The sequence below is a fragment of the Cupriavidus sp. WS genome, assembly GCF_000395345.1.
Lineage (GTDB): Bacteria > Pseudomonadota > Gammaproteobacteria > Burkholderiales > Burkholderiaceae > Cupriavidus > Cupriavidus basilensis_B.
Window position 1 is genome coordinate 18,797 of sequence record NZ_AQPL01000269.1, and the last position, 25,844, is coordinate 44,640.

General features: G+C 64.5%; 25 protein-coding genes and 1 pseudogene. 7 read left to right on the forward strand and 19 right to left on the reverse strand.

From position 1 onward, the window contains the following. Position 1: 1 nt before the first annotated feature. The 9 genes from K206_RS0121680 to K206_RS0121720 form a co-directional block, all read right to left on the reverse strand. Positions 2-2,194, reverse strand: coding sequence for a cation-translocating P-type ATPase (locus K206_RS0121680; RefSeq protein WP_230878316.1), 2,193 nt, complete (start codon positions 2,192-2,194; stop codon positions 2-4). Between the two features lie 46 nt (positions 2,195-2,240). Continuing rightward, on the reverse strand, positions 2,241-3,338 hold the full coding sequence (locus K206_RS0121685) for a c-type cytochrome (RefSeq protein WP_020204491.1): 1,098 nt from the start codon (positions 3,336-3,338) through the stop codon (positions 2,241-2,243). Continuing rightward, entirely contained in the window at positions 3,322-4,128 is an 807-nt protein-coding gene (locus K206_RS0121690) for a cytochrome c (protein ID WP_020204492.1), read from the reverse strand. The genes K206_RS0121685 and K206_RS0121690 overlap by 17 nt, the downstream gene beginning before the upstream one ends. Positions 4,129-4,136: 8 nt before the next feature. After that, the gene (locus tag K206_RS0121695) at positions 4,137-4,778 is read right to left on the reverse strand and encodes a cbb3-type cytochrome c oxidase subunit II (protein WP_020423863.1); all 642 of its coding nucleotides are present in this window, start codon (positions 4,776-4,778) and stop codon (positions 4,137-4,139) included. Continuing rightward, entirely contained in the window at positions 4,775-6,331 is a 1,557-nt protein-coding gene (locus tag K206_RS0121700; protein ID WP_020204494.1) for a cbb3-type cytochrome c oxidase subunit I, read from the reverse strand. Before K206_RS0121700 ends, K206_RS0121695 begins: the two co-directional genes overlap by 4 nt. Positions 6,332-6,856: 525 nt before the next feature. After that, entirely contained in the window at positions 6,857-8,527 is a 1,671-nt protein-coding gene (locus K206_RS0121705; RefSeq protein ID WP_020204495.1) for a bifunctional protein tyrosine phosphatase family protein/NAD(P)/FAD-dependent oxidoreductase, read from the reverse strand. Between the two features lie 47 nt (positions 8,528-8,574). Continuing rightward, on the reverse strand, positions 8,575-9,498 hold the full coding sequence (locus K206_RS0121710; RefSeq protein WP_052165952.1) for an MBL fold metallo-hydrolase: 924 nt from the start codon (positions 9,496-9,498) through the stop codon (positions 8,575-8,577). 142 nt (positions 9,499-9,640) lie between these two features. Further along, on the reverse strand, positions 9,641-10,168 hold the full coding sequence (locus K206_RS0121715; RefSeq protein ID WP_020204497.1) for a rhodanese family protein: 528 nt from the start codon (positions 10,166-10,168) through the stop codon (positions 9,641-9,643). Between the two features lie 22 nt (positions 10,169-10,190). Further along, on the reverse strand, positions 10,191-10,502 hold the full coding sequence (locus K206_RS0121720; RefSeq protein WP_020204498.1) for a helix-turn-helix transcriptional regulator: 312 nt from the start codon (positions 10,500-10,502) through the stop codon (positions 10,191-10,193). 149 nt (positions 10,503-10,651) lie between these two features. On the opposite strand from K206_RS0121720, the gene K206_RS0121725 reads away from it, so the two are divergent. The 3 genes from K206_RS0121725 to K206_RS0121735 all read left to right on the forward strand — a co-directional run bounded on the left by K206_RS0121725 (position 10,652) and on the right by K206_RS0121735 (position 12,814). Continuing rightward, a complete protein-coding gene (locus K206_RS0121725) occupies positions 10,652-11,878 on the forward strand; it encodes an MFS transporter (protein ID WP_052165953.1) in 1,227 nt (408 codons plus the stop codon). A gap of 76 nt (positions 11,879-11,954) precedes the next feature. Next, entirely contained in the window at positions 11,955-12,332 is a 378-nt protein-coding gene (locus tag K206_RS0121730) for a carboxymuconolactone decarboxylase family protein (protein WP_020204500.1), read from the forward strand. Positions 12,333-12,442: 110 nt separating this feature from the next. Beyond that, complete coding sequence (locus K206_RS0121735) at positions 12,443-12,814, forward strand: DsrE family protein (protein ID WP_020204501.1); 372 nt, start codon at positions 12,443-12,445, stop codon at positions 12,812-12,814. A gap of 59 nt (positions 12,815-12,873) precedes the next feature. Here the strand turns inward: K206_RS0121735 and K206_RS0121740 are convergent, their stop codons facing one another. Further along, the gene (locus tag K206_RS0121740) at positions 12,874-13,668 is read right to left on the reverse strand and encodes a crotonase/enoyl-CoA hydratase family protein (protein WP_029043919.1); all 795 of its coding nucleotides are present in this window, start codon (positions 13,666-13,668) and stop codon (positions 12,874-12,876) included. A 281-nt stretch (positions 13,669-13,949) separates the two neighbouring features. Between K206_RS0121740 and K206_RS0121745 the strand changes: the two genes are divergently transcribed. Continuing rightward, the gene (locus K206_RS0121745; protein WP_231401647.1) at positions 13,950-15,068 is read left to right on the forward strand and encodes an AraC family transcriptional regulator; all 1,119 of its coding nucleotides are present in this window, start codon (positions 13,950-13,952) and stop codon (positions 15,066-15,068) included. Positions 15,069-15,114: 46 nt separating this feature from the next. On the opposite strand, the gene mobH is transcribed toward K206_RS0121745, so the two are convergent. Then, the gene (mobH, locus tag K206_RS38930) at positions 15,115-17,037 is read right to left on the reverse strand and encodes a MobH family relaxase (RefSeq protein WP_043366971.1); all 1,923 of its coding nucleotides are present in this window, start codon (positions 17,035-17,037) and stop codon (positions 15,115-15,117) included. A gap of 315 nt (positions 17,038-17,352) precedes the next feature. Between mobH and K206_RS0121755 the strand changes: the two genes are divergently transcribed. From K206_RS0121755 to K206_RS0121765, 3 genes are all read left to right on the forward strand, one after another. Next, on the forward strand, positions 17,353-17,979 hold the full coding sequence (locus K206_RS0121755) for a hypothetical protein (RefSeq protein ID WP_029043920.1): 627 nt from the start codon (positions 17,353-17,355) through the stop codon (positions 17,977-17,979). 12 nt (positions 17,980-17,991) lie between these two features. Next, positions 17,992-18,624, forward strand: coding sequence for an RES family NAD+ phosphorylase (locus tag K206_RS0121760; RefSeq protein WP_020204506.1), 633 nt, complete (start codon positions 17,992-17,994; stop codon positions 18,622-18,624). Between the two features lie 73 nt (positions 18,625-18,697). After that, positions 18,698-19,057: a DUF3742 family protein gene (locus tag K206_RS0121765; RefSeq protein ID WP_020204507.1), complete on the forward strand. Its 360-nt coding sequence runs from the start codon at positions 18,698-18,700 to the stop codon at positions 19,055-19,057. A gap of 15 nt (positions 19,058-19,072) precedes the next feature. Here the strand turns inward: K206_RS0121765 and K206_RS0121770 are convergent, their stop codons facing one another. The 8 genes and pseudogenes from K206_RS0121770 to K206_RS0121805 form a co-directional block, all read right to left on the reverse strand. After that, entirely contained in the window at positions 19,073-20,620 is a 1,548-nt protein-coding gene (locus K206_RS0121770; RefSeq protein ID WP_020204508.1) for a conjugal transfer protein TraG N-terminal domain-containing protein, read from the reverse strand. A 14-nt stretch (positions 20,621-20,634) separates the two neighbouring features. Then, entirely contained in the window at positions 20,635-20,994 is a 360-nt protein-coding gene (locus K206_RS0121775) for a hypothetical protein (protein WP_020204509.1), read from the reverse strand. Further along, positions 20,991-22,385 carry an integrating conjugative element protein gene (locus K206_RS0121780; RefSeq protein WP_029043921.1) on the reverse strand — a complete coding sequence of 465 codons (1,395 nt, stop codon included), beginning with the start codon at positions 22,383-22,385 and terminating at the stop codon, positions 20,991-20,993. The genes K206_RS0121775 and K206_RS0121780 overlap by 4 nt, the downstream gene beginning before the upstream one ends. Positions 22,386-22,394: 9 nt before the next feature. Further along, positions 22,395-23,345 (reverse strand): TIGR03756 family integrating conjugative element protein, encoded by a 951-nt coding sequence (locus K206_RS0121785; protein WP_020204511.1) that lies wholly within the window; start codon positions 23,343-23,345, stop codon positions 22,395-22,397. Then, positions 23,342-23,788 carry a TIGR03757 family integrating conjugative element protein gene (locus K206_RS0121790; protein ID WP_029043922.1) on the reverse strand — a complete coding sequence of 149 codons (447 nt, stop codon included), beginning with the start codon at positions 23,786-23,788 and terminating at the stop codon, positions 23,342-23,344. Before K206_RS0121790 ends, K206_RS0121785 begins: the two co-directional genes overlap by 4 nt. A 163-nt stretch (positions 23,789-23,951) precedes the next feature. Next, positions 23,952-24,446 (reverse strand): JAB domain-containing protein, encoded by a 495-nt coding sequence (locus tag K206_RS0121795; RefSeq protein WP_020204513.1) that lies wholly within the window; start codon positions 24,444-24,446, stop codon positions 23,952-23,954. A gap of 175 nt (positions 24,447-24,621) precedes the next feature. Further along, positions 24,622-25,386 (reverse strand): thioredoxin domain-containing protein, encoded by a 765-nt coding sequence (locus tag K206_RS0121800; RefSeq protein WP_021195316.1) that lies wholly within the window; start codon positions 25,384-25,386, stop codon positions 24,622-24,624. A gap of 13 nt (positions 25,387-25,399) precedes the next feature. Then, positions 25,400-25,844: pseudogene (locus K206_RS0121805) on the reverse strand (conjugative transfer ATPase); the annotation flags it as partial.

The following is a 25,844-nucleotide window of genomic DNA, read 5'->3' on the forward strand; positions in this document are numbered from 1 at the left end:
TTCAGGATGTAGCAGGGTCGGCCTGCATCGACCTGTCCAAGACAGGGCGGCCGTGCAGCAGCCTGCAGGTGTTCAGAAATACCGACGCACTGCTGGCAAGCATGGCGAGCGCGGCCGCAAAGGGCGTCACGCCTGCTTCGAACAGCACGACAATCACGGCGAGGTTGTACGCGACGGAAAACCCGAGGTTCTGCCGGACGATGCGATCGAACTTGCGAGCCAACTCACGGGTCTCGACGACAGCGCCCACGCTGCCGTGTGCGATCACCACCCCGGCTGCGGAAACAGCCACGGAACTCGATCCTGGAATGGCGATTCCGCAGGCTGCCTGGGCCAGGACCAAGCCATCGTTGGCGCCGTCTCCCACGAAGGCGACAGGCGCTGGGCTCTTTGCCACGATGTCGGCTTTCTCTTCTGGAGAGCAGTGGGTCTCGACCCGGTCGAAGTCTATGCCCAGGTCAGCCGTCAGGCGGTCGGACGCTGCGCTGGAATCCCCGGTCAGCAACCAGAGTTTCAATCCCTGCGCACGCAACTGCTGCAGTGACGAACGAGCATCGTCGCGAGGGGCATCCTGTAGTCGCAAGGAGCCGAGCCAATCCCTGCCTTTGGCAACGTGTACCAGCCCCGGCATGCCATCTTCCGGCGGCATGCCCTCGACACCCGCGGCAAGCAGCCAATTCCTTTCACCCACCCGCACGGCCTCGCCGCCGGGCACCTGCATCGTCACGCCTTTCGCGCATGCCGTCACCTGGCATCCGTCGGGCTCGCACGCGCTGCTCATTCCAGACTGCCGGGCCGCGAGGACCACCGCGTGTGCGATGGGGTGCACGACGCCGGCCTCAGCCCTTGCCGCAAGGTCGATGAGGTCCTGTTCAGACCATCCCTCCCGCGTCTGGATGCTGACGATACGCATCTGACCGCACGTCAACGTACCTGTCTTGTCGAACGCCATGATCCTCGTGCGGGCCAACGCTTCGACGCTCGCAGAGTCTCTTAAGAGGACGCCGCGCCGAGCGGCCTCGCGGCAGGTAAATGCGTAGGCCAGCGGCATTGCCAGACCGACCGCACAAGGGCAGGCTGCGACAAGGATGCTCAGCGCACCGAGCAACGCCCGATCTGCACTTGTGCCGCTCCACAGGTAATGGACGAAGGCGAGCAGAGATGCCGTCACCACGACCGGAAGCAGTATCCGGACGAAGCGCTCGGCCGTCTCGGACAACGACGACCGGGCGCCAAACAGCTCAAGCATGCGCAGGCCGAGGACATCCAATCTTCGCTCTCCCGCACCGGCGGTCACGTGGACCGTCAGAGGACCGCGCAGGTTCACGGACCCGGCGAAGACCCGCTCGCCAGGCTGAACGCTGCGAGGAACGGACTCGCCTTGCAGCAGCGAGAGATCGACGGCCGACTTTCCCGCCACGACGATGCCATCGACCGCGATGCGCTCGTTGGCGCGTATCAGAACGGTATCACCGGGCGCAAGCTCTGCCAGCAGGACGGTGCTCTCGGCCTTTGTGCCGCCGGACGAAGTCAGCTTGGTCACGGTTTCCGGCGCAAGGCTGCGCAATGCTTGCACGGCAAGTCCGCTCTCCTGCCGGGCATGGATTTCGATCAGTCGTCCGATCAGCAGAAAAGTGATCAACATGGTGGCAGCGTCGGTGTAAATCGCCACGGCCCCCATTGCCAGGGAGCCAACCGACACAAAGAGGGAACCCAGGACAGCAACAGAGGCAAAGACGTCCATCCCGGCGATCCCGGCACGCAGTGAACGGGCGGCGGCGCGGTAGAAGTCCAAAGCCGAATATCCGACGACGGGAAGGCTCGCTACGACGCTGGCCCAAGCAATGGCGAGCGCTGCCCCCTCGTCGGCATTGAGGTAAAGCACCCATGAGCCGAGCATGCTCCACATCCCGAAGACGACTGCAACGGTAAGCTGCAAGCGGATCTTCCCAGCCTGCCGCTGCAGGGCCGCTTCCAGCTCATCGGTGCCTTTCAACGGCGACAGTGCGTAGCCCAGGCCCTCGGCCTTTCGCAGCAGCAAGGGGAAGTCGATCGACTCCGGGGCCCAGGTCACAAGTGCCGAGCCCGAGGTGAAATTCACCGTCGCCGAGACCACGCCGGGAACACGCTGCAGGACGCGCTGCAAGGCCATCGCGCAGCTCACGCACCAAAGCCCGTCCACGGAAAACACCATCCGGCCCGCGACACGGGCCTGCTCATAGTCGAAATCCGCGCCGGGACTACGGTCCGCTCGTGGCATCCGTTCCAACCCCAAGCAGCTTCCCACCCAAGACCTTCCCGTAGTAGCTTTGCTCACCTTCGTGGTATTTCTCCAGCGCCTCAGCCACGGTTCCGGTCTGGCGTGTGTCCTTGGGGCGTTCGTGGCTGTTGATGAATGCCGCCACGTCCCAGGCCTCCTGTTCAGTCAGGCTGTACGGCTTTCCAAGGGGCATGTTCGCCCAGATGAAGCCCGCTGCGGTATCGATGCGGGCCATGCCGGCGCCCCAGTTATACGACTCTGCTCCCCAAAGCGGGGGGAATCGCATTTTTCCGTTCGCCTCCCGGGTCCCCTGTCCATTGGGACCATGGCACAGCGCGCAATTTTGTTGATAGACCGCCAGGCCTCGGCCCACGTCGTAGTCGTCCTTTGGCTTCGCCACCTTGGGATAGAGCGCTCCGCGCGGCTTGTTGCCAGCAGGCAACCCATCGGCCATCCAGGCCATGTAAGTCATGAGATCGCGGTACACGTCGCTGCCAGCAGGTGGCGGCTTTCCCGAGGACGACGCCTGGGCGTTCATCGAATAGGTGAAACATCCCATGATCCGGTCTTCGAGCGTGCTGATGGTCCCGGTCTTGCTGCGAAAAGCGGGATAGGACGCATAAGCCGCCCACATCGGTGCGGCATTCTCGCGGCGTCCCGAGTCGAGGTGGCAGTTCGCGCAGGCCAGCGAATTGCCCACGTGGTCCTTGACCATGGCGCCAGTGTCGGTGAAGATTTTCATTCCTCGCCGGATGGCATCGCCATAGGGTCCCTTCGGAATGTCATCCTCCGCAGGCGGGATGTAATAGCCGTCCGCACCGACAGGCATACCGGGCGCAGACGCCTTGGCGTCTTTTGCATAGGCCTTGCGAGCAGCTTCCATGTCTGCTCTCGAATAGGGCGCGGCCGAAGGAATCGTGACCGTTTTGCCGCTGATCGCGCTGTACAGACGCCCGATGACGCCGCTCTCGTAGATGCCGTAACCCGCCGAAAACAGCAGGATACCCAGCCCCGCGGCATAACCGGCACGCCTGAGTGTCCCCGTATGCGCAGAGCGGCGATCACCGTTGTTCATCATGATTGCCTCCTTTGCTGCCTGGACGCAAAGATCCGAAATACTGAGCCACATCGCGCATGTCTTGCTCCGACATGCGCGACGCGATGTCATCCATCAAGGATTGCGGCGAGTTGTGGCGATGGCCGCCTTTCCATGAGACCAACTGGTGGAAGATGTACTCGGGCTGCTGCCCCGCCAGCGCAGGGAAATGGCCACCGACGCCCTCGCCCTGCTGGCCATGACAGGTCACGCACGCCGGGATATCCTTTTTCCAGTCGCCGGTTCGGCTCAGTGCCTCTCCACGTGCCGCGTCTCCGCCCAGATCGACGGGCGGGCCGACAACGCGCGGCAACGCGGCGTAGTAGGCCGCGACTTGCCCGATTTCCTCGGCGCTCATTGCGCTGGCCACGTACTGCATGGACTCGTTGGGGCGGCTTCCGGTGGCGAAGTCGTGGAGTTGCTTCGCGATGTAGGCTTCGGACAAGCCAGCCAGCGCAGGCGTCAGCCCCGCGCCGGCACCATGGTCGCCGTGACATGACGCGCAGGCCCAGACGATGTCGTTCCCCTGAAAGACGAGCGCCGGCGCGTCAGCGGCAACTGCGGGGGCCTGCTGCTTCGGCGCAACGGCCCCGCCAATCGCCGCCCCGCGATTCGGCGCCAGGTCGGCGATGTAGCTCAAAGCGCCCCAGATCGCCAGCGCCAGGAAGATGGCCAGCACAAACAAGGGAATGGGACGCGATTGCTCCCAGGGGTCGAACGTCGGGTCCACGTCTTGAACACGACGCCCCTTGCCGCTCAGATCGGATTTCATCTGGCCCCTCATTGACGCGAGCCCTGCTGAGTTTTCGGATCGTAGCCACGATCACGCAACGTCGCCTCTTTGGCGCTGACGGGGTAGGAACGATCCAGGCTCAACAGGTACGCGACCAGGTCGAGCGCCTCCTGGCGGGCCACCACCACCTTCCCGTCCGCAGGGCGGTACTTCTGCGGCAGCTTGACCACGACCTCGCCGGGCGCGGCCTTCTCCTTGACCTCGAAGAGGAAGGGATACGAAGGCATGATGCTCCAGTCGAAAATGGCCCTGGGCTGGTACAGGTGGGTCAATTGCCAGTCCCGGCTTGGCAGACGCACCCCGACATTCAGCAAATCGGGGCCGGTGCGCATCGTCCCGAGCAGTTGGGGGGCGTCGTAGGCGTAATCACCCGGCGTGGACGGCCTTCCCCAGCCCCGGGCCTGGTCCGCCAGCGTCTGGCCGCTCGAACGGGGCTGCTGGCTGTGACAGTAGACACAGCCATTGGCCACGTACTGCGCACGGCCTCTCAACTGTTCGATTGTGTAGTTCTGCAACTGCGCAGGTGCCTGGACCGTACGGACCTGCAGGCCGGGGAGCACCACGAGCATGATGGTCGCGAACACCAGGATTCCGACAGCGCCGACGAACAATGGAATCAGCCGGTTCATGCGTCACCTCGCCGTTTCGACCAGAGCAGGGCCATCGCATGGAAGGCAAAGACGAAGTGTCCCAGCGTCATCATGCCGCCGCCCACCGATCGACCTTCGAGATACGGCACGATGTTGCGGGTGATGTCGGCGAAACTGGTCTGCGGATCGAGCAGCGACATGCCTTGCAGAAAACCGCCGATGGTCAATGATAGGAAATAGATCAGAAAACCCAAGACCGTCAGCCAATAGTGGAGGGCGATGAGCCGCGGACAGGGCCAGTTCTTGCCTGTCAGGTAGGGCAAGAGATAGTAAAAGGCGCCGAACAGCACGATGGAGACGAATGCGTAAGCCCCCAGGTGCGCATGCCCTACCGTGTAATGCGTGAAGTGGGTGATCGAGTTGATGGCCCGTACGGCCTCCAGCGATCCCTGGAAGGATGCGGCCGTGTACATCAATGCGCCCGTGGACACGAAGCGTAGCGCCATGGACTCCTTGAACGCCCAGAAATTCTGTGCGACCGTCACGTGCTGATTGATCGCCACCGCGATGACAGGAATGAACATCATGACGCTGTGCACGATCGACAGCGTGACCACCCACGTCGGCACTGGCCCACCGATCAGGTGATGAATCCCCACCTGGCTATAGAACAAGGCGAGGCCCCAGAAGCCCAGCAGCGACACACTGTAGGAATAGATCGGCTTGCCGATGATCTTGGGAATCAGGTAGTAGGCCGCGCCCAGGCCCAGCGGTGTCAGCCAGAGGCCGAGCACGTTGTGCGCGAACCACCAGTTGGTGGTCGCTTGCTGCACGCCCGAATGCAGGCCCGGGATATTCGCGATGAAGAACAGGATGGGGAACCAAGCCAGTCCCGCGAGGTAGTACCAGCCGCTGACGTAGATGTGGTGAACGTTGCGTTTTCGGGTCGTCGCGATGGCGGACCATGCGATGAAGAAGCCGCCGAGGGCCAGGACAATGTCGATCTGCCATGGGATTTCGAGCCATTCCAGTCCGTCGCTCCATCCATTGGCAATGGCGATGGCGCCGGCCGCCACGCCGAGGGCCCACAGCACCGCGCCCACCATCGCCATGGCGGGCCTCCGCAGGGGCGTATGAAACATGCGAGGGATGATCCAGAGCGCGACCGCAATACCTCCTGTGGACAGCCAGCCGTACGCGACCAGGTTCAGATGGACGGTGCGCGCGCGCCCGAAGGTGGTGAACGCCTCATTCGCCAGCCAGTCGGGCCAGTGCAACTTCAGTGAGGCAATCATCCCGAACAGCGAGCCAACGATCAGGAACACGAAGGAAACGATGGACAGGACCAGTACGACGTTCCTACCCGGGGCGTCGACGCCGGCACGCAAGGCGTCGAATCGATGCTCGGCCGCCCCTTCATCAAATGAAGATGGGTCATCCGGGGTGCCGGCCTCACCCTCCAGGAATATGGTCGAAGCCTCTTTCTTTCCCGCACGAATCTGGCGCGTCACGATGGACCAGATCAATGCGCCCAGAGCCGCCAGCGAGACGATGAAGCTCAGAGCAAGGAGTAACCCAAGGCTCTCATTCATGGGCGCTCCAGAAATGGCGCGCAACCGTTCGAATTGGTTCCGATGCCAACCACTGGCGTTGGCGATAGTGTTCCATCAGGGCTTGCCTCGGCATTTTTTTTATGAATGTCACAGGTGAATCGCGAGAATGATGGTCAGCCTCGATTAAGCGAAAGTTAAGAACGTTCTTCGAGGCGCCCCGCGTTCTTTGACAGTGGGCAGCCTGGATGGCGAGAGCCAAATACAGTCGGCCGGGGTATTCGAATCGTCGTGATGCGAAGGTCTCGTTCGCCTCGCGGCAGACGCCGACGCTGCGCCGGGGTCTGCCCTGGCACGGGTCGGGACGAACGCTCGTTCGCCTTGCGCAGGAAATCACAACGGAGCACGTATCCGTTGTACCCACCCGCATCCCGAAGGACCGTCAGCCCTGGAAGGGGTAGCCGGCGTTGAGGGTCGAAGGGCCGAATGCCGCCCTCCTTTCGCCCGCTGTTCGCCCCCACTAAAGGCGTCGGCTTCCCATGTCCCGGCGACGACGCACGCCGCTGCTCATCCGTCCGAGAGGACAGGATGCGCGAGCCATTCGCGGCCCTTGAGCATGCCGTCCCAATAGACCGGCGGCAGGATGCGTTCCTTCAGCAGCCACGCCAGCGATGACGGCCGTTTGCCGTCGATGAACCATTTCGGAAACGAAGGTGCCAGCTTGCCGCCGTAGGCAAATTCCGCCAGCACGATCTTGCCGCGCTCGACGGTGAGCGGGCAGGAGCCATAGCCGTCATAGCTGGCTAGGCGCGTGGACCCGCTCCGGGCGGCGAGCAGGTTGTGCGCGACCACCGGCGCTTGCTTGCGCGCGGCCGCGGCAGTCTTGGCATTGGTGGTGTTGGTGCAGTCGCCCAGTGCGAAAACGTTGGCGTACTTCTTGTGGCGCAGGCTCGATGGGTCCACGTCCACCCAGCCCGCACCGTCCGCCAGTGGGCTCACTCGGATGAAGTCCGGCGCCTTCTGAGGTGGCACGGCGTGCAGCAGGTCAAATGGACGGGTGATGCGCTCTTTGGTGCCGTCGGCGTTCGTGCGGACAAAGGTGGCTTCATGCGCTGCGCCATCGACGGCCACGAGCTGGTGGTTGAACTGCAGATCGATGCCGTAAGCCTTCACGTACTCCATGAGCGCAGGCACGTAGTCCGGCACGCCGAAGAGCACGCCTCCCGCGTTGCAGAACTCGATGTGGATGTTCTTGAGCACACCGTGCCGCTTCCAGCGATCGGCCGAGAGGTACATCGCCTTTTGCGGTGCACCCGCGCATTTGATGGGCATGGGCGGCTGCGTGAACAGGGCCTGGCCGCTCTTGAGGTTCTGTACCAGTTCCCAGGTGTAGGGCGCGAGGTCGTAGCGGTAGTTGGAGGTGACGCCGTTGCGGCCCAGTGTCTCCGGCAGGCCCTCGATGCCGTTCCAGTCGAGTTTCAGGCCCGGGCAGACCACGAGCTGCTGGTATTTGACGACGCGGCAGCCGTCGAGCACCACGGCGTTGCGCTCGGGCTCGAACGCGGCGACGGCCATCTTGATCCACTTGACGCCGCGCGGCAGCACGCTCGCCATCGTGCGCGCCGTGTGCGCAGGTGGAAAGATGCCCGCGCCCACCATCGTCCACCCCGGCTGGTAGTAGTGCACGTCCGCCGGGTCGATGATGGCGATGTCCGCGTCCGGCTTGCGCGCGAGCAGACTGGACGCCACCGCGATGCCCGCCGCGCCCGCGCCGACGATCACGATGTCATGCGTGGCGTCCACGACCTCGGTGGGTGTGCGACCGCCGTTGGCGATGCGCCGGGCCACGCCGGAAAGCTCGTAGCCGGCACCGCGTGCGGCTTCGAGGATGGAGGCCAGCGGCTGGCGCTGTGCTTGGCTCAGCGCCCACAGCGTGGCCGAGCGCGTGCCGGTGCGGCAGTAGGCGAACACCGGGCCAGGCAGTTGCGTCATCAGCGTCCCGAAGGCCTGGGCCTGCTGGTCGGTCACTTTGCCGGACTCGACCGGCAGGTAGGTCGTCGCCATACCCAGTGCCTGCGCGGCTTGCTCGATTTCGCTGAAGCCGGGTTGGTCGCCCGCTTCTCCATCGGGCCGGTTGCAAACCACCGCGCGGTAGCCGGCTTCGGCGATGGCCTTCAGGTCAGTAGCAGCGATCTGGCCGCTGACGGCCAGTCCCTGATCCAAGGCTTTGATGTCCATGAGGTCTCCTGCCCGAAAATTGTCCTTTCAGCCGGTCGGTGCCGCTCTCAGAGGGCATCGATGGGAATCTTGAGGTAGTGGACGCCGTTGGATTCGGCGGGCGGCAACTCGCCGGCCCGCATGTTCACCTGTACGGAGGGCAGCAGCAGCACGGGCATCGCCAGCGTGGCGTCGCGCTGCTCGCGCGTGGCCGCGAAGTCATCCTCGCTGATGCCGTCGCGCACATGGATGTTGTGCGCCCGCTCCTCGGCCACGGTGGTTTTCCATTGAAGCTCGCGTCCCCCGGGGCGGTAGTCGTGGCACATGTAGAGCACGGTCTCAGGCGGCAGCGAGAGCACGCGGCCGATCGAGCGAAACAGCGTGCGTGCGTCGCCACCCGGAAAGTCGCAGCGCGCCGTGCCATAGTCGGGCATGAACAGCGTGTCTCCCACGAAGGCCGCGGCAGGCGCGTCAGATGTGGTGTTGTCCTCGACCACATAGGTCATGCACGCAGGCGTATGACCGGGGGTGTGCATGGCCCGCACCTGCAGCGTTCCGAGCATGAAGGTCTCGCCGTCGTCGAACAGACGGTCGAACTGCCGGCCGTCACGCGCGAACGCCGGCTCCGCGTTGAAGAGCTGGCCGAACACCTGCTGTACGGTACGGATGTTCGCCCCGATGCCGGTGTGGCCGCCCACGAGCGACTGGAGATACGGCGCGGCACTCAGGTGATCGGCGTGCACATGCGTCTCCAGAATCCACTGGACGCGCGCGCCCAGTTCCCGCACGCGCTCGGCCATGCGGTCCGCACCGGCGCGCGAGGTGCGGCCGGATTTGGGATCGTAGCCGAGCACACTGTCGATGATGGCGCACTGACCGCTGTTCGTGTCGAGCACGATGTAGCTGAAGGTGCTGCTGTCCTCGTCAAAGAAGGGTTCGATTTTCACGGTGCCTTTGCCTCGCTGACGTATGACCCGTCTGTTGTCGCCCATGCTCCTTTGATCGGATGTTTTCTGGGGCGTTCTCAAATGTCAGATGGTGTCCGGGCCGAATTAACTCAAAATTAAAAATCTGTCGTCGCATGTTCCTGCCGGCCGGCTGCCGGGTGAAGGAATCGCTTCCCCGCCCGTTGACTCAGCCGGGCAGCGCGCGGCGGTTCCAGGGCATGCGCATCAGCACGCGCGCGAGCCCACAGAACCCCGAGACACCGGCGAAGACCAGCCCCGCGCCCACGAAGCCCGAAAGCACATGGAACCATGGCGAGACCGTGGCACCCAGCACTGCACCGAGCACGATCAAGGACCCCGCAACAATCTGCACCTGCCGTTGCAGTTCCAGGGGTTGAGAGGCATCGGCCACGACGGGCAGGCCGGCTTTCTTCCATGCGTCCAGGCCGCCTTCGAGCACGTAGGCGTCACAGGCCGTGCACGCACCCAGCGTCGGGGCGTTCACCCGCGTCCGGTTGCCCGAGCGGCAGTGGAAGATGATTGCCGAAGCGCCGTCGAGCGGCAGGCCGCCACTTCGCAGGCGGTCCATCGGCACATGGCGTGCCTGTGCGATGCGCTCACGGGCATGTTCGTCCGCCGCACGGATGTCCACCAGGACGGCACCCTGGTTCACGAGTTCGCTGGCGGCTTGGGGCGAGATGGATTTCAGGGACATGGCAAGGGCCTCCTAGGGCGGATCATGGACAAAAGATGGCCTTGAGCGTGGCGATGAGCTTGGCCACGTCCGGATTGTCGATACGGTAGTGCAGGGTCTGCGACTCGCGCCGGTAGGTCACCAGGCCTTCCTCGCGCATCTTGGCCAGATGCTGGGACAAGGCGGACTGGCTCAGCGCCACGTTTTCGTGCAGGGCGCCGACGGTCATCTCGCCATGCTCGATCAGCAGGCACAGAACGAGCAGGCGATGCTCATTGCCGACTGCCCGCAGCATGGCCGCAGCCTTGGCCGCGCCGTCCTGTAGAAACGACTGGTCTTTCTTGTCAACCATCATGGCAGCTTGTATTTCATGTTTATCTAATTTAGCATAAACTAATAAAAGATCAAGGAAATTCCTCCAAGGCAGGGAGTGCTGCAGGTCTTCCGGCCGGTGTTCCCATGCTGCGGTATGGGTTCACCTGACACCTCATTCCTGATTTCTTCATGACGCCACCTGCTTCGCTGCCACCGCCAATTGCGACAGACGCTCGACGCAATGTAGGACTGCTGATGGCCGCCCAATCACTGGGCGGCGCCGCGCCACCCATCATCATTTCGCTGGGCGGCATCGTGGGCCAGATGCTGGCCAGCAACCCTTCGCTGGCCACACTGCCGGTCAGCCTCTACAACCTGGGGCTGGCGCTGTCGACCATCCCCGCGGCCCTGCTGATGCGTCGTCTCGGCCGGCGCGCGGCTTATGCGTTGGGGGCGCTGCTGGGTTCGGTGTCCGGACTCATCGCCGCATTGGGCGTCCTGTGGGGCAGCTTCGAGACCTTCTGCATGGGCACGGCGATGGCCGGCTTCTACGGCGCGTGCGTGCAGAGCTACCGCTTCGCGGCCAGCGATGCGGTGCCGCCGCCGCAGCGCGCCACCGTCATCTCGCGCATCATGATCGGCGGCCTGATCGCCGCGGTCATCGGCCCGCAGGTCGTCATCTGGACGCGCGACGCCTGGCCCATGGCGCCGTTTGCTGGCAGCTTCCTCGGGCAGGCAGGCTTGGCGCTGTTGGCCTTGCCGCTGCTGCTGATGCTGCGCATGCCGCCGCCCCAGGCAGCGGCCGTCGTGGGCGCGGCGCGCCCGCTGGCGGTGATCGCGCGCAGCCCAGGCTTCGTCGTGGCCGTCACGGCGGGCATCGTGTCCTACGGTTTGATGGCTTTCATCATGACCGCCGCGCCGATGGCCATGGTGGGTTGCGGCCACACCGTGGGCGAGGCCGCGCTGGGCATCCAGTGGCACGTGCTGGCCATGTTCGCGCCGAGTTTCGTCACCGGCCACCTGATCGCGCGTTTCGGCAAGATCGCGATCACGGCGTGCGGACTGGTGTTGATCGGGACCTCCGGCCTGCTGGCCCTGGCCGGGCTCGAACTTCTGCACTTCTGGGGCTCGCTGATCCTGCTGGGCGTGGGCTGGAATTTCGGCTTCATCGGTGCCACGGCGCTGGTGACCGACTGCTACGCCGCGCCCGAGCGCGCCAAGGTGCAGGCACTCAACGACTTCCTGGTGTTCGGCACCGTGGCCGCCGCCTCTTTCGGGTCGGGCCGGCTGCTGAACAGCTCGGGCTGGGAAACCATCAACGGACTGATGCTGCCGCTCATCGCGCTCGTGCTGGCCCTGCTGGGTTGGCTGGCTTGGCGCAACCGCCAGCAGTCGGCGGCAGCCGCCGCGCCATGAAGCCGTCTGGGTCCGGTCGAGCGTGCGGGTCAACCCCGTTTCATATTCGATGTTCCAAAACCATGAGGAGTTCGCGATGACGACAAGTTACCGGCAACTGACGCAGGACGTGGTGGCCAATCTGGCGCCTCTGCACAAGGGAGTGCCGCAGGTCATGAAGAGTTTTGGTGAGATGGGCAAGGCAGCCATCGCCGACGGCGCACTCGACGCCAAGACGAAAGAGCTGATCGCGTTGGCGATCGGCGTGGCCGCACGGTGCGATGGCTGCATCGGCTTTCATGTCAAGGCATTGGTCAGGCTCGGCGCGACGGCTGCGGAGGTCCATGAGGCCCTGGGCGTGGCCATCTATATGGGAGGGGGCCCGTCGGCGATGTACGCATCGAACGCGGTGGCCGCCTTCAACGAGTTCGCGGCGCTGTCCAGCAACCCGGGCGCGCCGGCCAGCGCCCCGTAGCCTGGGCCCGGACCGTCGTGCGGCGCCGCGGACCGCCTGCATCCGGTGCCAGAGCTTCGCTCCCTCCAACTTGCATCCCCGCAACCACTGTTTACCACAAAGGCCTAACCATGCAGACCACCGACTTCGTTGCGACAGTTTTTGATGGGAGAAGCAATCCCAACAAGGTGACCGTGACCTTTACCATGGCACTCAACGCGCTGCTCAAGGGACATACGGCGACCATCGTCCTGATGGTGGAAGCCGTGGAGCTGGGAAAACCCGGCGCGGCCATTGGGTTGGACATCGGCAAGCCTTTCGAACCCGTTGCCGATCTGCTGGAGAAGTTCTTGGAGAAGGGAGGTCGCATTGCCATTTGCGGCTCTTGCATGATCCACAACGGCATGACCGCCGCGCAGATGGACCCGCGCTTTAGCGTCATCAATGCAGCCGATGTGGTGGAGTTGCTGATGGGCGCCAGGGGGTCCTTGCAAGTCACCTGAGCCCAACCATGACACGATCAAGCGTCGCTGGCTGAGGCCTGTGGCGCGCGTCTTGGAGATCAAGCATTCAGTTGTACCTTGTGCGCCTTCTTGTTCACGAACTCGCCCAGGCGCTCCTGCACATCGTCACCTTGCTGGATCATGGCCATCACCAGCCCCTCGGTGAAGAGCCCGTCCGTGGCCGACATGTCGGCGATGCGGCTGATGGCGCTGACGATGGCGTAGTTGGAAAGCGGCGCATTGCCCGCGATCTTCTTTGCCAGAGTCAGGGCCAACTCCGGTGCGGGCGTGTCGCCTTTCGCGGTGTCGCAAACGTAGTGGGCCAACCCCAGTTCGCGGCCTTCCTGCGCATCGAGGACCCGTCCGGTGAGCATCATCTCCACCATGCGCGGCGCGGAAATGATCCGCGCAGTGCGCACCGTCGCGCCGCCGCCCGTAAAGATGCCCCGCGTGCCCTCGGGCAGCGCAAAGAAGGTGCGGCTGTCGGCAACGCGCACGTGCGCTGCGCTGGCCAGTTCCAGACCGCCGCCCACGACCGCGCCCTGCAGGCAGGCGATCACGGGAATGCCGCCATGCTGGATCTTGTCGAACGCGCGGTGCCAGCCCTGGCAGACGCGCATGAACTCGACGCCGCTGCGCGCCTTGTCGTGGTGCTCCTTGAGGTCCAGGCCGGCACAGAAGTGATCGCCCTTGGCCGTTAAGAGGATGGTCCGGATGTGGCTGGGCACCGCCGAGAAATAGGCGTCGATAGCGGCGATGGCATCCTCGTTGAGCGCGTTGCGCTTGTGCGCCATGTTGAGCGTGACGATGCCGATGTTGCCTTGTTCGGAGGTCAGCAGAATGGGGTCGGACATGAAGTTTTCCTGGCACTGGGTCATGAACATGGTGGGCTGTGGCGGGCAGGTCGACGTGCTCGGTCCGGCGGGCATCGGCCGCCGCTGTGACGGCATGGCCCGCGCCGAAGCGGGCCATGCCGTTCAAGGCCGAGGCTCCATGCCAATGTCGCCATTCATGGGCATTGAGCTTGGCCTGGGCGCGAAATGGCGGATAGACCCCTGGAGTCGCGGTCAAGCCTCACAGTCGATACTATTAAGGGGCGTTTATCTTTTCCATGCCCGTAGATTACCCACCAGGGATGCTGGGCTCAATTGCCAATAGCGTCGTGAAGTTTGCAAAAACTGACAATCTCGTCCGGCCGCCAAGAGGGCTTCCTGCGAGCCCAAAGGCTGTCGCGGCGGCCACGGTCTCATGCGACCTGGTGGAGGATCTGCTGCGCAGCCTGCGCTCGCTGTGCTCGGACCAGGCCCTGGATCGCTGCCTGCAGCAGGCCGGCATCGTGAAGGCATTTATCAACCACCCCGGCTCGCGTCTCACGCACGATCAACTGGTCGGGCTGTACCGGCGAAGCGCCGCCGCCACCGGCGATGAAATGATGGGGCTGTGGAGCCGGCCCATACGGACCGGCGCTTTGAAGTACATCGTCCGAGCGGTCATGGACGCGCCAAGCATCGAGGTAGCGCTGTATCGCTTCACGCAGGTCTGGAACCTGCTGCTGGACGACTACAGGCTGAGTCTCACGAAGGCAGACGCCTCCTTGCGCTTGGACCTTGTCCCGCGGTCTTCCAACACGGGGGTGAACCGATTCGGGCACGCACTGATGCTGAAGCTGACGCACGGCATCGTGTCATGGCTCGCCGGCCGAGAGGTCTCGGTGCGCACTGTGGGCTTCGCTTTTCCACGCCCGTCCTTTGCTGCCGACTACTCGATCCTGTTCCCGGCCCCGATCGATTTCTGCGAACCTTACTCTCAGGTCACCTTTCACGCCGAACTCGGAAAGGTCCAGCCGGAACGCAGCGCGTCCGACGCGCGCAGCTTCCTGGAGCAGGCGCCGCGCGACTGGATTTTCACCTCCTACCACGAGCACGCCCTGCGGCTGAAGGTGCGCGAGTTGCTGCATATGGATCTCGGACGGACGCTGGATGATGTTTCCAGCCGGCTGCACATGTCCTCGCGGACACTGATACGCAAGCTGCAGCAGGAAGGGCTGTCGTTCCAGGGCATCAAGGATGAGTTGCGCAGGGATCTGGCCATTCTCCACCTTGTGCGCAACGACGGCTCACTGGAGGAGATATCCGATGCTTTGGGCTTCAGTGCCCCCGCCGTCTTCCATCGCGCGTTCCGCCACTGGACAGGTATGACCCCCGGACGATACCGAGCGGCGCAGCAAGGCATTTCCCAAGTGGTTACGCTCTGACCTGTGCACCGAAAAGCGGGCATCCGGACCTCGCCACTGGATATCCTCATTTCGCAGCCAGCGAGGCCTCACGCCCGGCCTCCTCGTTGGCGAGGCACAAGTAGGGGTTGTTGGGCGGCACTCGCTCGAACAACGCACCGGGCTGCGTTAGCAGGTAGCCGTGCAACTGCCGCGATTTGCGCGGCCCTGTGACGTGGCAAGTCCAGATGTTCAGGCCGCTGGCCTGCTTACGGTGCACGGCCAGCTTCTCGAAGCGTTTTTGTACCCACTGCCACGGCTCCAGTTTTTCCTGGCGAGCAATGGCTGCCAACTGCGGATGCTCTTGAGCGTAACGCTGGAACACGCCGGGACTGACCAGGTACGCGGTGTCGTCCACGGAGTGCACCAGCGCCTTTGCGTCGTTGATGATGAGCCGGCGGGAAGCGATGCCCTGTTTCAGCCACGCCATGAAGTGCTCGCCTGATGGCGGCGCTGCCGAGGATGTTGGCACTGGCACTGGCACTGGCACTGGCGCCGGTGACGAAGGCGAAGGCGAAGGCGAAGGCGAAGGCGAAGGCGCGGCCAAGCTTGGTGCTTCGGGGCGCACGGTAGACGTCTCTTTGGGGAGCGCTTCCGCATCCTGCCGGGTCTCGGGCGAGCCTCCCATACCCACCATCGACAGCATGTCCTCCATGACGTCGGGCACGACCTGGGCCTTCAATGGAGGCGCCGAGAGGGGGCCACCGCTTTCCCATGGCGGAACCGACGGGCCGTCCGAGTTGGACTGCGGCCCCTCCGTCGTGCGGGTGGCGGAAACATCGGCCTCCTTACCCGTGGACGCTGCGTCGATCGCCACTGTGCCGGTAAATGGTACCGGCCGCTGCCCCGGCTCCCAGATCAGCGCGGGTGCGAGGCGCAACAGGGTGAACGAGTGGGACCAGCCGGTGGCGCTGGTCACGGTTGCGCGCCAGACTGCCTTGCCGTCGTATGACGGCTGCAATATGCCGTGGTCCTGCAGCACATTGAAGACGGCGGTGTTGTTGGCCGGGATGCCGTCGATGCCCTGGGACAGCAGGTGCGCACGCAGCTTGTCCGAGACCGTCTTGCTCACCAGCCACAAGGCATCCTCGGTGAGCCAGCCGTCTGAGGCCTCGGGCTGGTTCAGCTTCAACTCTTCCTTGAGCAGGTAACGCAATCCGTCGAGCAGTTTGCGTTGCAGCGCGTGCTTCGGTGCGGCCATGGCGCGCGCCGGGTCACCGCCCAGTTCCTGGGCCACCGAGGCGCGGTCGGCCTGCACGACAAGTTCGCCCAGCACACCCGCGTGCTCGTACTGGCCGGCCAGGACATAGAGTAGCGGTGCCCACAGGTCGGGATAGCCACTGAGCCAGTCCAGGGCATCACGGTCGAGCAGTTGGCGGTAGAGCAAACTTGTCGCGGCACTGTGCAGGCGGTATTCGCGGTCGTCGCGGTAGCGGAAGCGGTACGGCTGGTGCAACGGGCCATGCCACGGGTGCCAAGTGCTGCCGTCGGCAAGCTCGACGTGCAGATCGACGGCGATCTTGCCGATGTCATGGAGCAGCGCGGCATAGGCAACGGCGGCGGTCCAGGCCTCGGACTGTGCGGCCTGGTCCTCGGGACTGGCGCCGATGGGCAGCAGATGGGACTGGCGCAGCTTGAGCGCATAAGCAACGATTTCGAGGCCGTGGTCCAGCATGCCGCCCGGATAGGCATGGTGATGCGCCTCGGAGGCCGGGAAGGCCTGGACCAACTCGGCGTAGCGTTCCAGGGGCGCGCGGTACAGGGTGGCGAATTGCCTGCGTGAGAGCGAGGTGCGCTGCCAGATGTGCTCCAGCAGTTTCTGCCGGCGCGGGGTGGCCAGCATCGATGCGGCAGACTCGGGCCGCAGCAGCCCTTTCGGGAGGACGGTGGCGGGTGGTGGCGTGGGCGCGGCAGCGACCGGGGGCCGTTTTCGCTGGAACAGGGAGAGCATGTCGATGTCCTGATGACGGGCCGACCGGGAGGCCTTTTCGCCTTTTCGAGGTAGGGCCTTTCCCCTTGCACCCCATTCCCTTGCCGTTTCGGCCCTTTGGCCTTTAACCGTTTCGGTATAGCGGGGCCTGGGTTGCGGCTCCAGCGCCAATGTGGAATCTGCTCGAATGGATTGGACGGCGACCAGGTGATGGCCTCGGCCTATGCTGCGGAGATGCTGCTTCCGCCAGGTAGGTTGCCCCTAGGCGTCCAAGTTGACAAACGCGACAAACGCGACTAGAGTGAATCTTGTCTCAAACCTGCTTGGGAGATGACCATGCCCACCGCCATTGAATTCATTGCCGATCGTCTTCCGCGCGTCACCGTGGAGGACGTGCGCCGTTTCGCGGATACCGTTGAAATCCGGGACGCCACGGCATTCGCGGCCGAGTTGCAGGCGTTCGTTCACGAGCGCGTGGAAGCGGTGAAACTGCCCGCTAACCTCGCAGGCGAAACGGTGGAGCATGCCCTGGAGCGCAAAGCGGCCGCGCTGCGTGCCGACACGAGTTGGGCACCGACTGAAACCGACGTCCAGCGTGGCCGCGCCGTGCTGCTGGAGGCCTTCAACCAGCCGCACAACCTGCCGCCCGCGGAGTTCGCCAAGCTGGCGGACAAGTCGCGCCAGCAGATCTACAAGGACATCCTCGCCCGTCGGCTGCTGGCGCTGAACGTGGGACCGCGCGGCCAGAAGCTGCCCGACTGGCAGCTCGACCCGGTGAAGCAGCAGTTGACCCAAACCGTGCTTCAGGAGGTCGAGGGCATCGACCCCTGGACGATCTACCGAGCGCTGACCGAACCGCTCGAAGGCTTGGGCGGTCGCTCGCCGGTGGATGCGGTGACGCATGGCACGATCGACGACGTGGCCGAGGCCGTGTTCAACGTGCTGGGCGTTCAGGTGCATTGAGGCAAGACCGCCGTGAGCCGCGAGCTGCCTTCGTTCCTGATCGATGCCGGCGAACTGCTCCAGCATGTGAGCCGTGTCGTCTATCGAGGCAGCAGGCTGTACTATGGCCGCGGTAGCACCAATCGCTACGATGATCCGGCACGGGCCTATGGCGTGCTCTATTTGGGGCGCGACCTGCCCACGGCGCTGATGGAGTCGGTGTTTCACAAGCATCAGTGGCTTGCGGACACGCAACGCTCGATCGCGCTGAAAGAAGTCCAGGCCCGGATGGTGCGCGCGGTGGGCGTGATGGACGACGTGCTCCTGGCCGACCTCACGGCGTCGGGCGTCATGGCGGGCTACTTCGGCCTGAACCTAGAGCAGTTGGCCAGCCGCGACTACACGCACACGCAGCAGGTGTCTGCCCAGGTGCATGCGATGTTCAGCGGCGATGGCCAGCCGCTGTTCGATGGGGTGCTCTATCCGTCGCGCAACAACTATCCCGCCAAGAGCATCGCCCTGTTCGAGCGTGCGGCAGCAAAGGTTGGCGTTGTCGATGACATCGACCTGGTGGACCATGTGGACTGGCCGCACTTCGTTGCCACGTATCGCGTCGGCGTGGAGCCTGACCCCGGCCCGGTGGAACCGGATGACGAAGCGTCATGAAGCACTTTGAAGCCCGCAGCAGAATGAAATGGACCAAACTCGAATAGGCATCCCTCAGTAGCAGGAGACGACCATGAGCATCACGACCCGCATCAGCACTGCAGAACGCCTCGGCCGCGCCCTTGGCCGCGGGTGGCGCGCCTACGCGCGCAGCGAACGTCGGGCGTCAAACTGGTTGGTGTCCAAGGGTGTGCCGTTGGCCGGCGCTGCTGCGCTGCTGTGGGCCGGCAAACTGGCTGTCCTGGGGCTGCTGCTCTACGTTGCTTTCTGGCTGGCCTTGCTGCTGGTCGCGCTGGTGTTTGTGGCCCAGGGGCACGATACCGTCGAATGGGAGCCGCCCGAACCAGAGTGGCGGCACGGCCACGCCGGTTTTGGCCTCTATACCCACGATGAGTATCGGATAGATCCACATGATCCATCTGATGAGACCTAGCGAAGAAGCATGGCACTATTTCTTCTTGCTAGGTGTCGATGCCCACTTCATAGCGTCGCCAAAGGCCATGTCGGCGGCCTTGCCGCCGGCCGCTTTGGCGCCTGCCGTACCGGCAGCAAGCCCTTGCAACATGCCCCCCACGGCGTAGCCCGCCCATCCCAAGGCGGTTACCCAGAACAAGGGCAGCACGATGAACATCGTCGCCATGACGAAATTCAACAGCATGTCTCCGAAGGCATTGTTGAGGCCCATGACCAGATCGAAATTCGTATGCGGCCGGTTCCATCCCCAGCCCCATCCGTAGAGCGCGTCCAGAATGGTGCTGTCGATCCAGCGCGCGAGTTGAAACCAGAAATCCACGAAGAACAGCGCAAACTGCACCACGCTGACCGTCACGAGTGTTTTCAGGTTGTAGGTGCTAACCATGAGCACCACCGGAATGCAGATAACCAGCGCCATCTTCAAGAGCGCCAGCACCATCGGAAGGGCCTGGCGCATTGCATCCATGGAGGGGAAGTAGCCCAACGAGCCCACCGCCAGTCCTACGTCGGCTGCCGCCCGGGTGATGATGTTCGGGTCGGTCATTTCGATCTGGCCACCGTAGTCCGTATAGACGCTGCCTTGGTTCAGCTTCTGCTGCCGCGGTGACGCGATCGCGCGGATCACCGAATCGTCCACGTCGGCCCGGCTCAGGAAGCCAGCCCAGCCCGCCAAGCGATTGAGCAGGCTCGGGTCCACCTGGCCCAGAAGCCGCGCCCGCAGGCCATTGCTGCCGTCGGCCCACCATTGCCTGCAGGTCGGGTAGCCGCCGCCGCTTGCTACCTGCGCGAGCCCTGCATCTCGGTTGCTGTCGTAAGGCCAGTCATCGCGCGGCGTGCTGGAACGATACGTGTCGTAATAGCCGTTCGTGTCCGTGAAGAAGCGCGAGCCGATCCAGGTCACGTCGTGCATCTGCTGCTCATCGAGCTGAGGGCGCTGCATGAATAATTTCGCCCGTGCAGCCCCATAGCAATCCCGCGAGAAATCCGCCACTTCCTGAGCCAGTACCGGGTCGTCGATGCGCGTGGCGTCGATCTCCATGCGCATCTGCCGCAGGTCCGTGCCGCACGGGATTGCCGCCACCGAAGCGCCGGTGACGGCGCGCGAGAGCGCGTGGATGAACGCCCACCACACCGGCACCTTCGCCGACTGGTTGTTGAGCGTGCTGAAAGATTGCGACCAGCCGGTATTCGAGGGCTGCGGCACACTGACCTGACATTGCGCCGAGCGCGAGCTGTCGTACTGGATGGTGTTCAGGTCCACGTCGATGAACGGGATGCCCGCGAACATCACCACCACGATGGCGACGAAGACCCGGTTCTCGATGCGGGCGGCGCTCAGCACGCCTTTATTGCCCTCGTCGGCGCCTTCTGCACGGGCCTTCAACCACTCCTGCACGATGATCGCCACGAAAGGCAGCGCGAAGACGCCGCTGGATACCAGCACGGCCCAGATGCCGTTGTTGACGATCCAGGACACCAGCGTCAGGTAGTACTCTAGGTAGTCGGTCGTGAACAGGGTCATGGCGCCATCTCCCCTCAACCCGCCTGCATCAGCAGGCTGGCTTCCAGCGCCACGATGGCGATGACGCCCGCGATCTCGGTGCGCACCAGGCGGCGCCGCGCCTGGGCGTCGTCCTCACGTTCCAGCAGCCGGCGGCGCATCCAGATCCACCCGTACACCGTCGCCCCGTACAGACACAGCCGCCACACGAAGAAGTAACCCGCAGCGGCGGCGAGCCACCGCTCCCATCCGGCAACGCTGCCGACCAGGTAGATGCCGGCGATGTTGGCCGCGACCGCGGCGGCAACGATCAGCACCGTCCACAGCAGCGCCTTCGCCGCGCGCCGGCTGAACAGCCAGCGCAAGGGGGGCCAAGTCATGCGCGCCGCGCTCATGGCCTGGCTCCTGGATTGCCCTTCTGCAACTGGTCGAGGCGGTCGGGTACCGGATCACCCTCGTAGATGCCGCGCGAGCCTGCCGCGCGCGTGCCGTGCCGCTGGATGATGGCCATCGGTGAGTTGTTTGCCAGCTCGCGGCGCAGCTCCAGCTCCGTCTTCAGGTTGCGGATCTCCTGGTCGAGCGTGTCGCTCTCGTGGTTCACGGCTTCGACCGCGAGTTCGTTGGCTGCGACGTTGGGCTCCTTCTTGCCCGTGAGCAGCGTGCGCTGGAGCAGCAGCGCTTTTTCCAGCACCGACGACAGCGCCACCTCCGACGCGAGGCGCCGCGCCAGAAGGTCCTGGTCCGGCTCGTCGCGCAGCGCCTCGATCACGCCGCGCGTGATTGGCAGCGACGTACTGCCGGCCTCGCGCAGGTTCTCAAAGGTGGTATTGCGCGTGCCGGAAACCAGCTCCTGAAGGACCTCCAGCTTCGCCTCGTACTCTTCCTGGATCAGCGGCGTCAGCCCGACGCCGGGCACCGTCTCGGTCTTGGTGCAGGAGTCGCAGGTGCGCTGCACCTGCTCTCCGAGGACCCGCGTGGCCCATTCGGTCGCCTGCTGCGGCGACGTCCAGGTCTGGCAGGACAGGCTCGCACAACTGGCGGACGCGATGGAGGACGTGTCCGTCACGCCACGACCGTTGACCAGGTTGTAGCCCGCGCGGGTGACGTCGCCGACCACCCGGATGGCGGACTGGCCTGCGCCACCGGCATTGCTGCCACCCACCCATGGCACGCCGTCGTTGCCGCGGCGCGTCTCGGCCTGCTCGACGGCCGACACGGCATCGTTGCTGCTCACGGCATCGCGCAGTGCCATGCCTTCGGCCATCTGACTCCAGCCAAGCTGCCCGCCCGCCGTCTCAGCCATCTTCTCGGCCATGGCGCGACACGTCAGCTTCGAGCGGTCGAAATCCAGCCTTGCCTGCAGCACGCCGTTGGTCAACAGGTTATACAAGCCCGGATCGGCCCGCTGGATGATCAGCGCAGGCAGCGATGCGACCGCGCTGGTCGCGCTCTGGATCACGTTGCTCATGATCTGCTGGAATCCATTCGTGATCCCATTGAGCTGATTGCGCAGCGTGGTCTGGATGCTCATGTCGCCGCAGATCAGGTTGCTGTTCCAGCCCACACCGACGCCGATGGAGCGCATGCCGGCCGCGCGGCCCATGGACACGGCGCTGCCGCCACCGATCGAGTACATGACGTCATCGCCGATGACGGGGCCGCTGTTCTGGTATCCAACCTGCGCCCACGCCAGGCTGCAGACCAGGGCGAGCGCGCCAGCCAGCGGTGTCGGGCGCAACAGGCGGCACGCCCTGGTGGAGAGGTTCATCGGTTCAGGACGCTTCATCGTGGCACCTCAGAGGAAATCGACGCTGCCCAGAAACACCTGGCCACGGCGTTCGCAGCAGGCATAGGGCCGCCACAGCGCCCAGGCGTAATCGCCTTGCTGGGCCTGGGTCAGCGTGCCGCTGTGGGGGAAAACCACGCAGGTGTTCGACAGCCGAGGCGTCAGTTCTTGCCACTTCCCGGTGGAGGCATCGCCTTCGACCAGCGCGCCGGCTGGCCAGTAGCCATCGCGCGCGCTGGCGAGCAGCGGCTGGTACACGTGCAACTGCCCGCGGCGCGTGACGACATCGCCCGCACGCTGGGCGACCACGGCCCCGGATTTGTGGTCGTCGGTCTGGTGCAGGAAACCACCGCGGGGGTACACATTGCCCCAGAGGTTCACGGTGGTACGAGCGCCCACCTCACGCATTCCCGGAATCAGGGCCTCGGGATAGACGGACTCGGGCACGTTGTAGCGCCAGGCCAGCGTATCCAGGGTGCTGAGCAGATACGGCATGAAGGCCGTGCCCGCGCCTTGGCAGAAGTAGCCGGAGGACGAGGCGAACTGGTTGAACACCTCGCCGCCGGGGTGTCCGATGACGTCACTGTTTTTGAATTTGGCGAGGTTGTTTTCGTGGTCTTCGTTGGTGGTGCCGTCGCCGCCCGCCTGGGCCGAGGCGTTCGGCATGCTCATCGCCCGCACTTCGACCCAGGGGTTCTCTCCGGTGTTGCTGTAACTGGAGACGACCGCATCGGGCACGTAGTGCCGGACCTTGGTGGATGTGCGCACCGTGCAGCCCGTCCAGGTGCAATACAGCCAGTAGCAGATGCCCACCACCCGGTACTCCAGGCAGTCCGGCGACATGACGGAGGACACGATGGTGGCGGTGTTCAGGGCGTAGCTGCCCGTGGCACTGACCAGCAGCAGCGAGGCCACGGCGACGCGCAGGCGGCGCAGCAGGTCGAATGGGCGATGGGTCACGGCTGCGTCCTCCGGTGCTGCTCGATGCGGGACACGGCCCGGGCCATGTCAGGCTCGCCATAGACCACATAGCGTTGATCCACCACGACGGCCGGGATGGTGGCGACGCCCAGGCTCCATGCGTCGGTGATGCCTTGGTAGGCGGTGCCGATGCGGCGCTGAAGGTCGGTGCCCCCATGGTTCAGCCGTTGCCGGACGACGGCTACCGCCCGCTCGGAATCGGCTGGCAGATCCGCGGAAAGCTCAGCTTCGAGTCGGGATGCCTGGTCCAACTCGATCAGCCGTTCGCCGCCCATGGTCTTGACCGGGTGGCGACTGTCGGTGACGACCACCACGTCGGCAGCGAAGGTGGCCGGGCTGAACACCGCCAGAGACGCCGGCAGCGCCACGGCCAGGCCAAGGGTTCGCCAGCCTGGTGCGAACCGGGTAAAAGCTCCTGGCATGTCTTGCACCCCGGAAGTTGATCAGGGCCATAGTCAAACGCCGAACCCCATGCGGCCCCAACAAACAATGCGCATTGCGGCCTCCCCGCATACCTGCTTGTGTCGCCGCGAAGAAAAATCGGAGGCCGAAGCCTCCGCGCTGATCAACGAAGCAGTGCAACCCTTACAGCAGGCCGGACTCCGCAAAGGAGAACGGGGCGCCCTGGCCGACGATGATGTGGTCCAGTACCCGCACATCGATGAGTGCCAGCGCAGCTTGCAGTTGCTGGGTCAGCATGCGATCCGCGCTGGACGGCTCGGAGACACCCGAGGGATGCTGGTGGGCGAAGACCACCGCGGCGGCATTCAACTCCAGCACACGCTGCACGACGACACGCGGATAGACCGAAGTCGAGTTGATCGTGCCCCTGAACAACGGCTCGTAGGCCAGCACCTGGTGCATGCTGTCCAGGAACACAGCGGCGAATATCTCATTGGGCTCGGCGACCAGTTTCAGGCGCAGGTACTCCCGCACGGCGGCCGGTCGGCTGAGGCACGGTCCAGCTTTGAAGATCCGTCTCTCCAGCAGCACGATGGCGTGCTGGATGATCCAGTCCTCGTGTTGGGCAGCGATGGCGGAAAGCGAATCCAGGCAGGAGTCATTGACGACGAAAGACATGGCGAACCTCCAGACGGTGAGATCGGAGGGCGCGCGCCCTGGGAGGGCAAGCCCTCCTGGGGAACGAAAAAACTGCATCCATCACCGCGGCAGCGGTGATCGTTCGCGACCAGGATGCGAGGCGAACGGGGTGCGGTCAGCGCAGCGGACTGCGCCGTAGCCTTGAAGACCGGGGCTACCTGGGCATGTCGCCGACGACGTCGGCAGGCATTTCCGATGTGGGTGTGGCGGCGGGATCGCCGGCCGCGAGCATGTCCATGGCCGACAGCAAGGCATCGCCCTCGATCGGACCCTGCAGCAGAATCGCCTTGCCGGTTTCGCGATCGTGCAGCCGCAGCGACGGCGTGGCGGTCACGCCGCTGTTCGTGGCTTCCGCAGTTTGGGTGCGAATCGCCGCGTCGGGCCGCTCGCTCGCGATGCACTGCTCGATGGCTGGCGTAAGGTCGGGGTAGCGCAGGTCCTCGGGCACGCCCTGGCCGTCGCTGCGTGTATGGGCATAGACCCACTCGACGACCTGCCAGAAGGCGGCATGGCCGTTGGCTTCGCCCGCGCATTCCGCCAGGCGCGCTTCCGCGGACGCGGCCGGCTCATGCGCGGCCAACGGCAGGTGATGCCATTGCAAGGCCACGTCCGCATTGCCGGCCACCCAACGCTTGATTACTGGGAGATAGGACCGGCAGAACGGGCATTCGAGGTCCGCGTAGAGCGTCAGCGTGAAACGGCCTGCCGGGTTGCCCATCTGCCACGGAGGCCCAGCCACCTGCGTCTCGCTGGCCGGCGCTGAAGTCTGAGGCGTGGACTCGCCAGGCAAGCGGGACACGATCCAGATCAGCATCAGCGAAAGCAGCGCGGCGGCCAACGCCCAGGGCCAGCGGGGCCGCCAGCGCCGACGGCGGAACGCCTGGACCTGCATCGGAATGGAAGGACGTTTCTGTTCCATGGCGTTCTCCGGCTTACGAAAGTTCCAAGGCGGGCGACTCGATGCCGCGTGCCTGGTCGATCTTCTCGGCCACCTTGAAGGCGGCTTCCAGCTCGGTGCAACCGTATTGCTGCATGAGCTGGTAGCGCTCGGCCTTCTCCTCGGGCTCGGTCTGCGCGAGCGCGAGGTAAAGGCTCGGCGGCACGGCGCGGAACAACACCTCCATGCTTTTGGAGAGGATGACACCCTCGGTGAACTTGCCTGCCTCTTTGCGCGCCGAGAGCATCAATGCCTTCTGCGCGGGCGAGAGTTCGCGGAACCGAGCGATCTTTTCCACTTCGTCCGGCGGCATCGACAGGCACAACCACCACTCAATCATGTTGAGCATGGGCTCCGCGGCGCGCGGCAGGTCGTCGATATTTTGTGTAGCCAACCAGTACCAGGCCCCTAGCTTGCGCCACATTTTTGTGATTTTTACT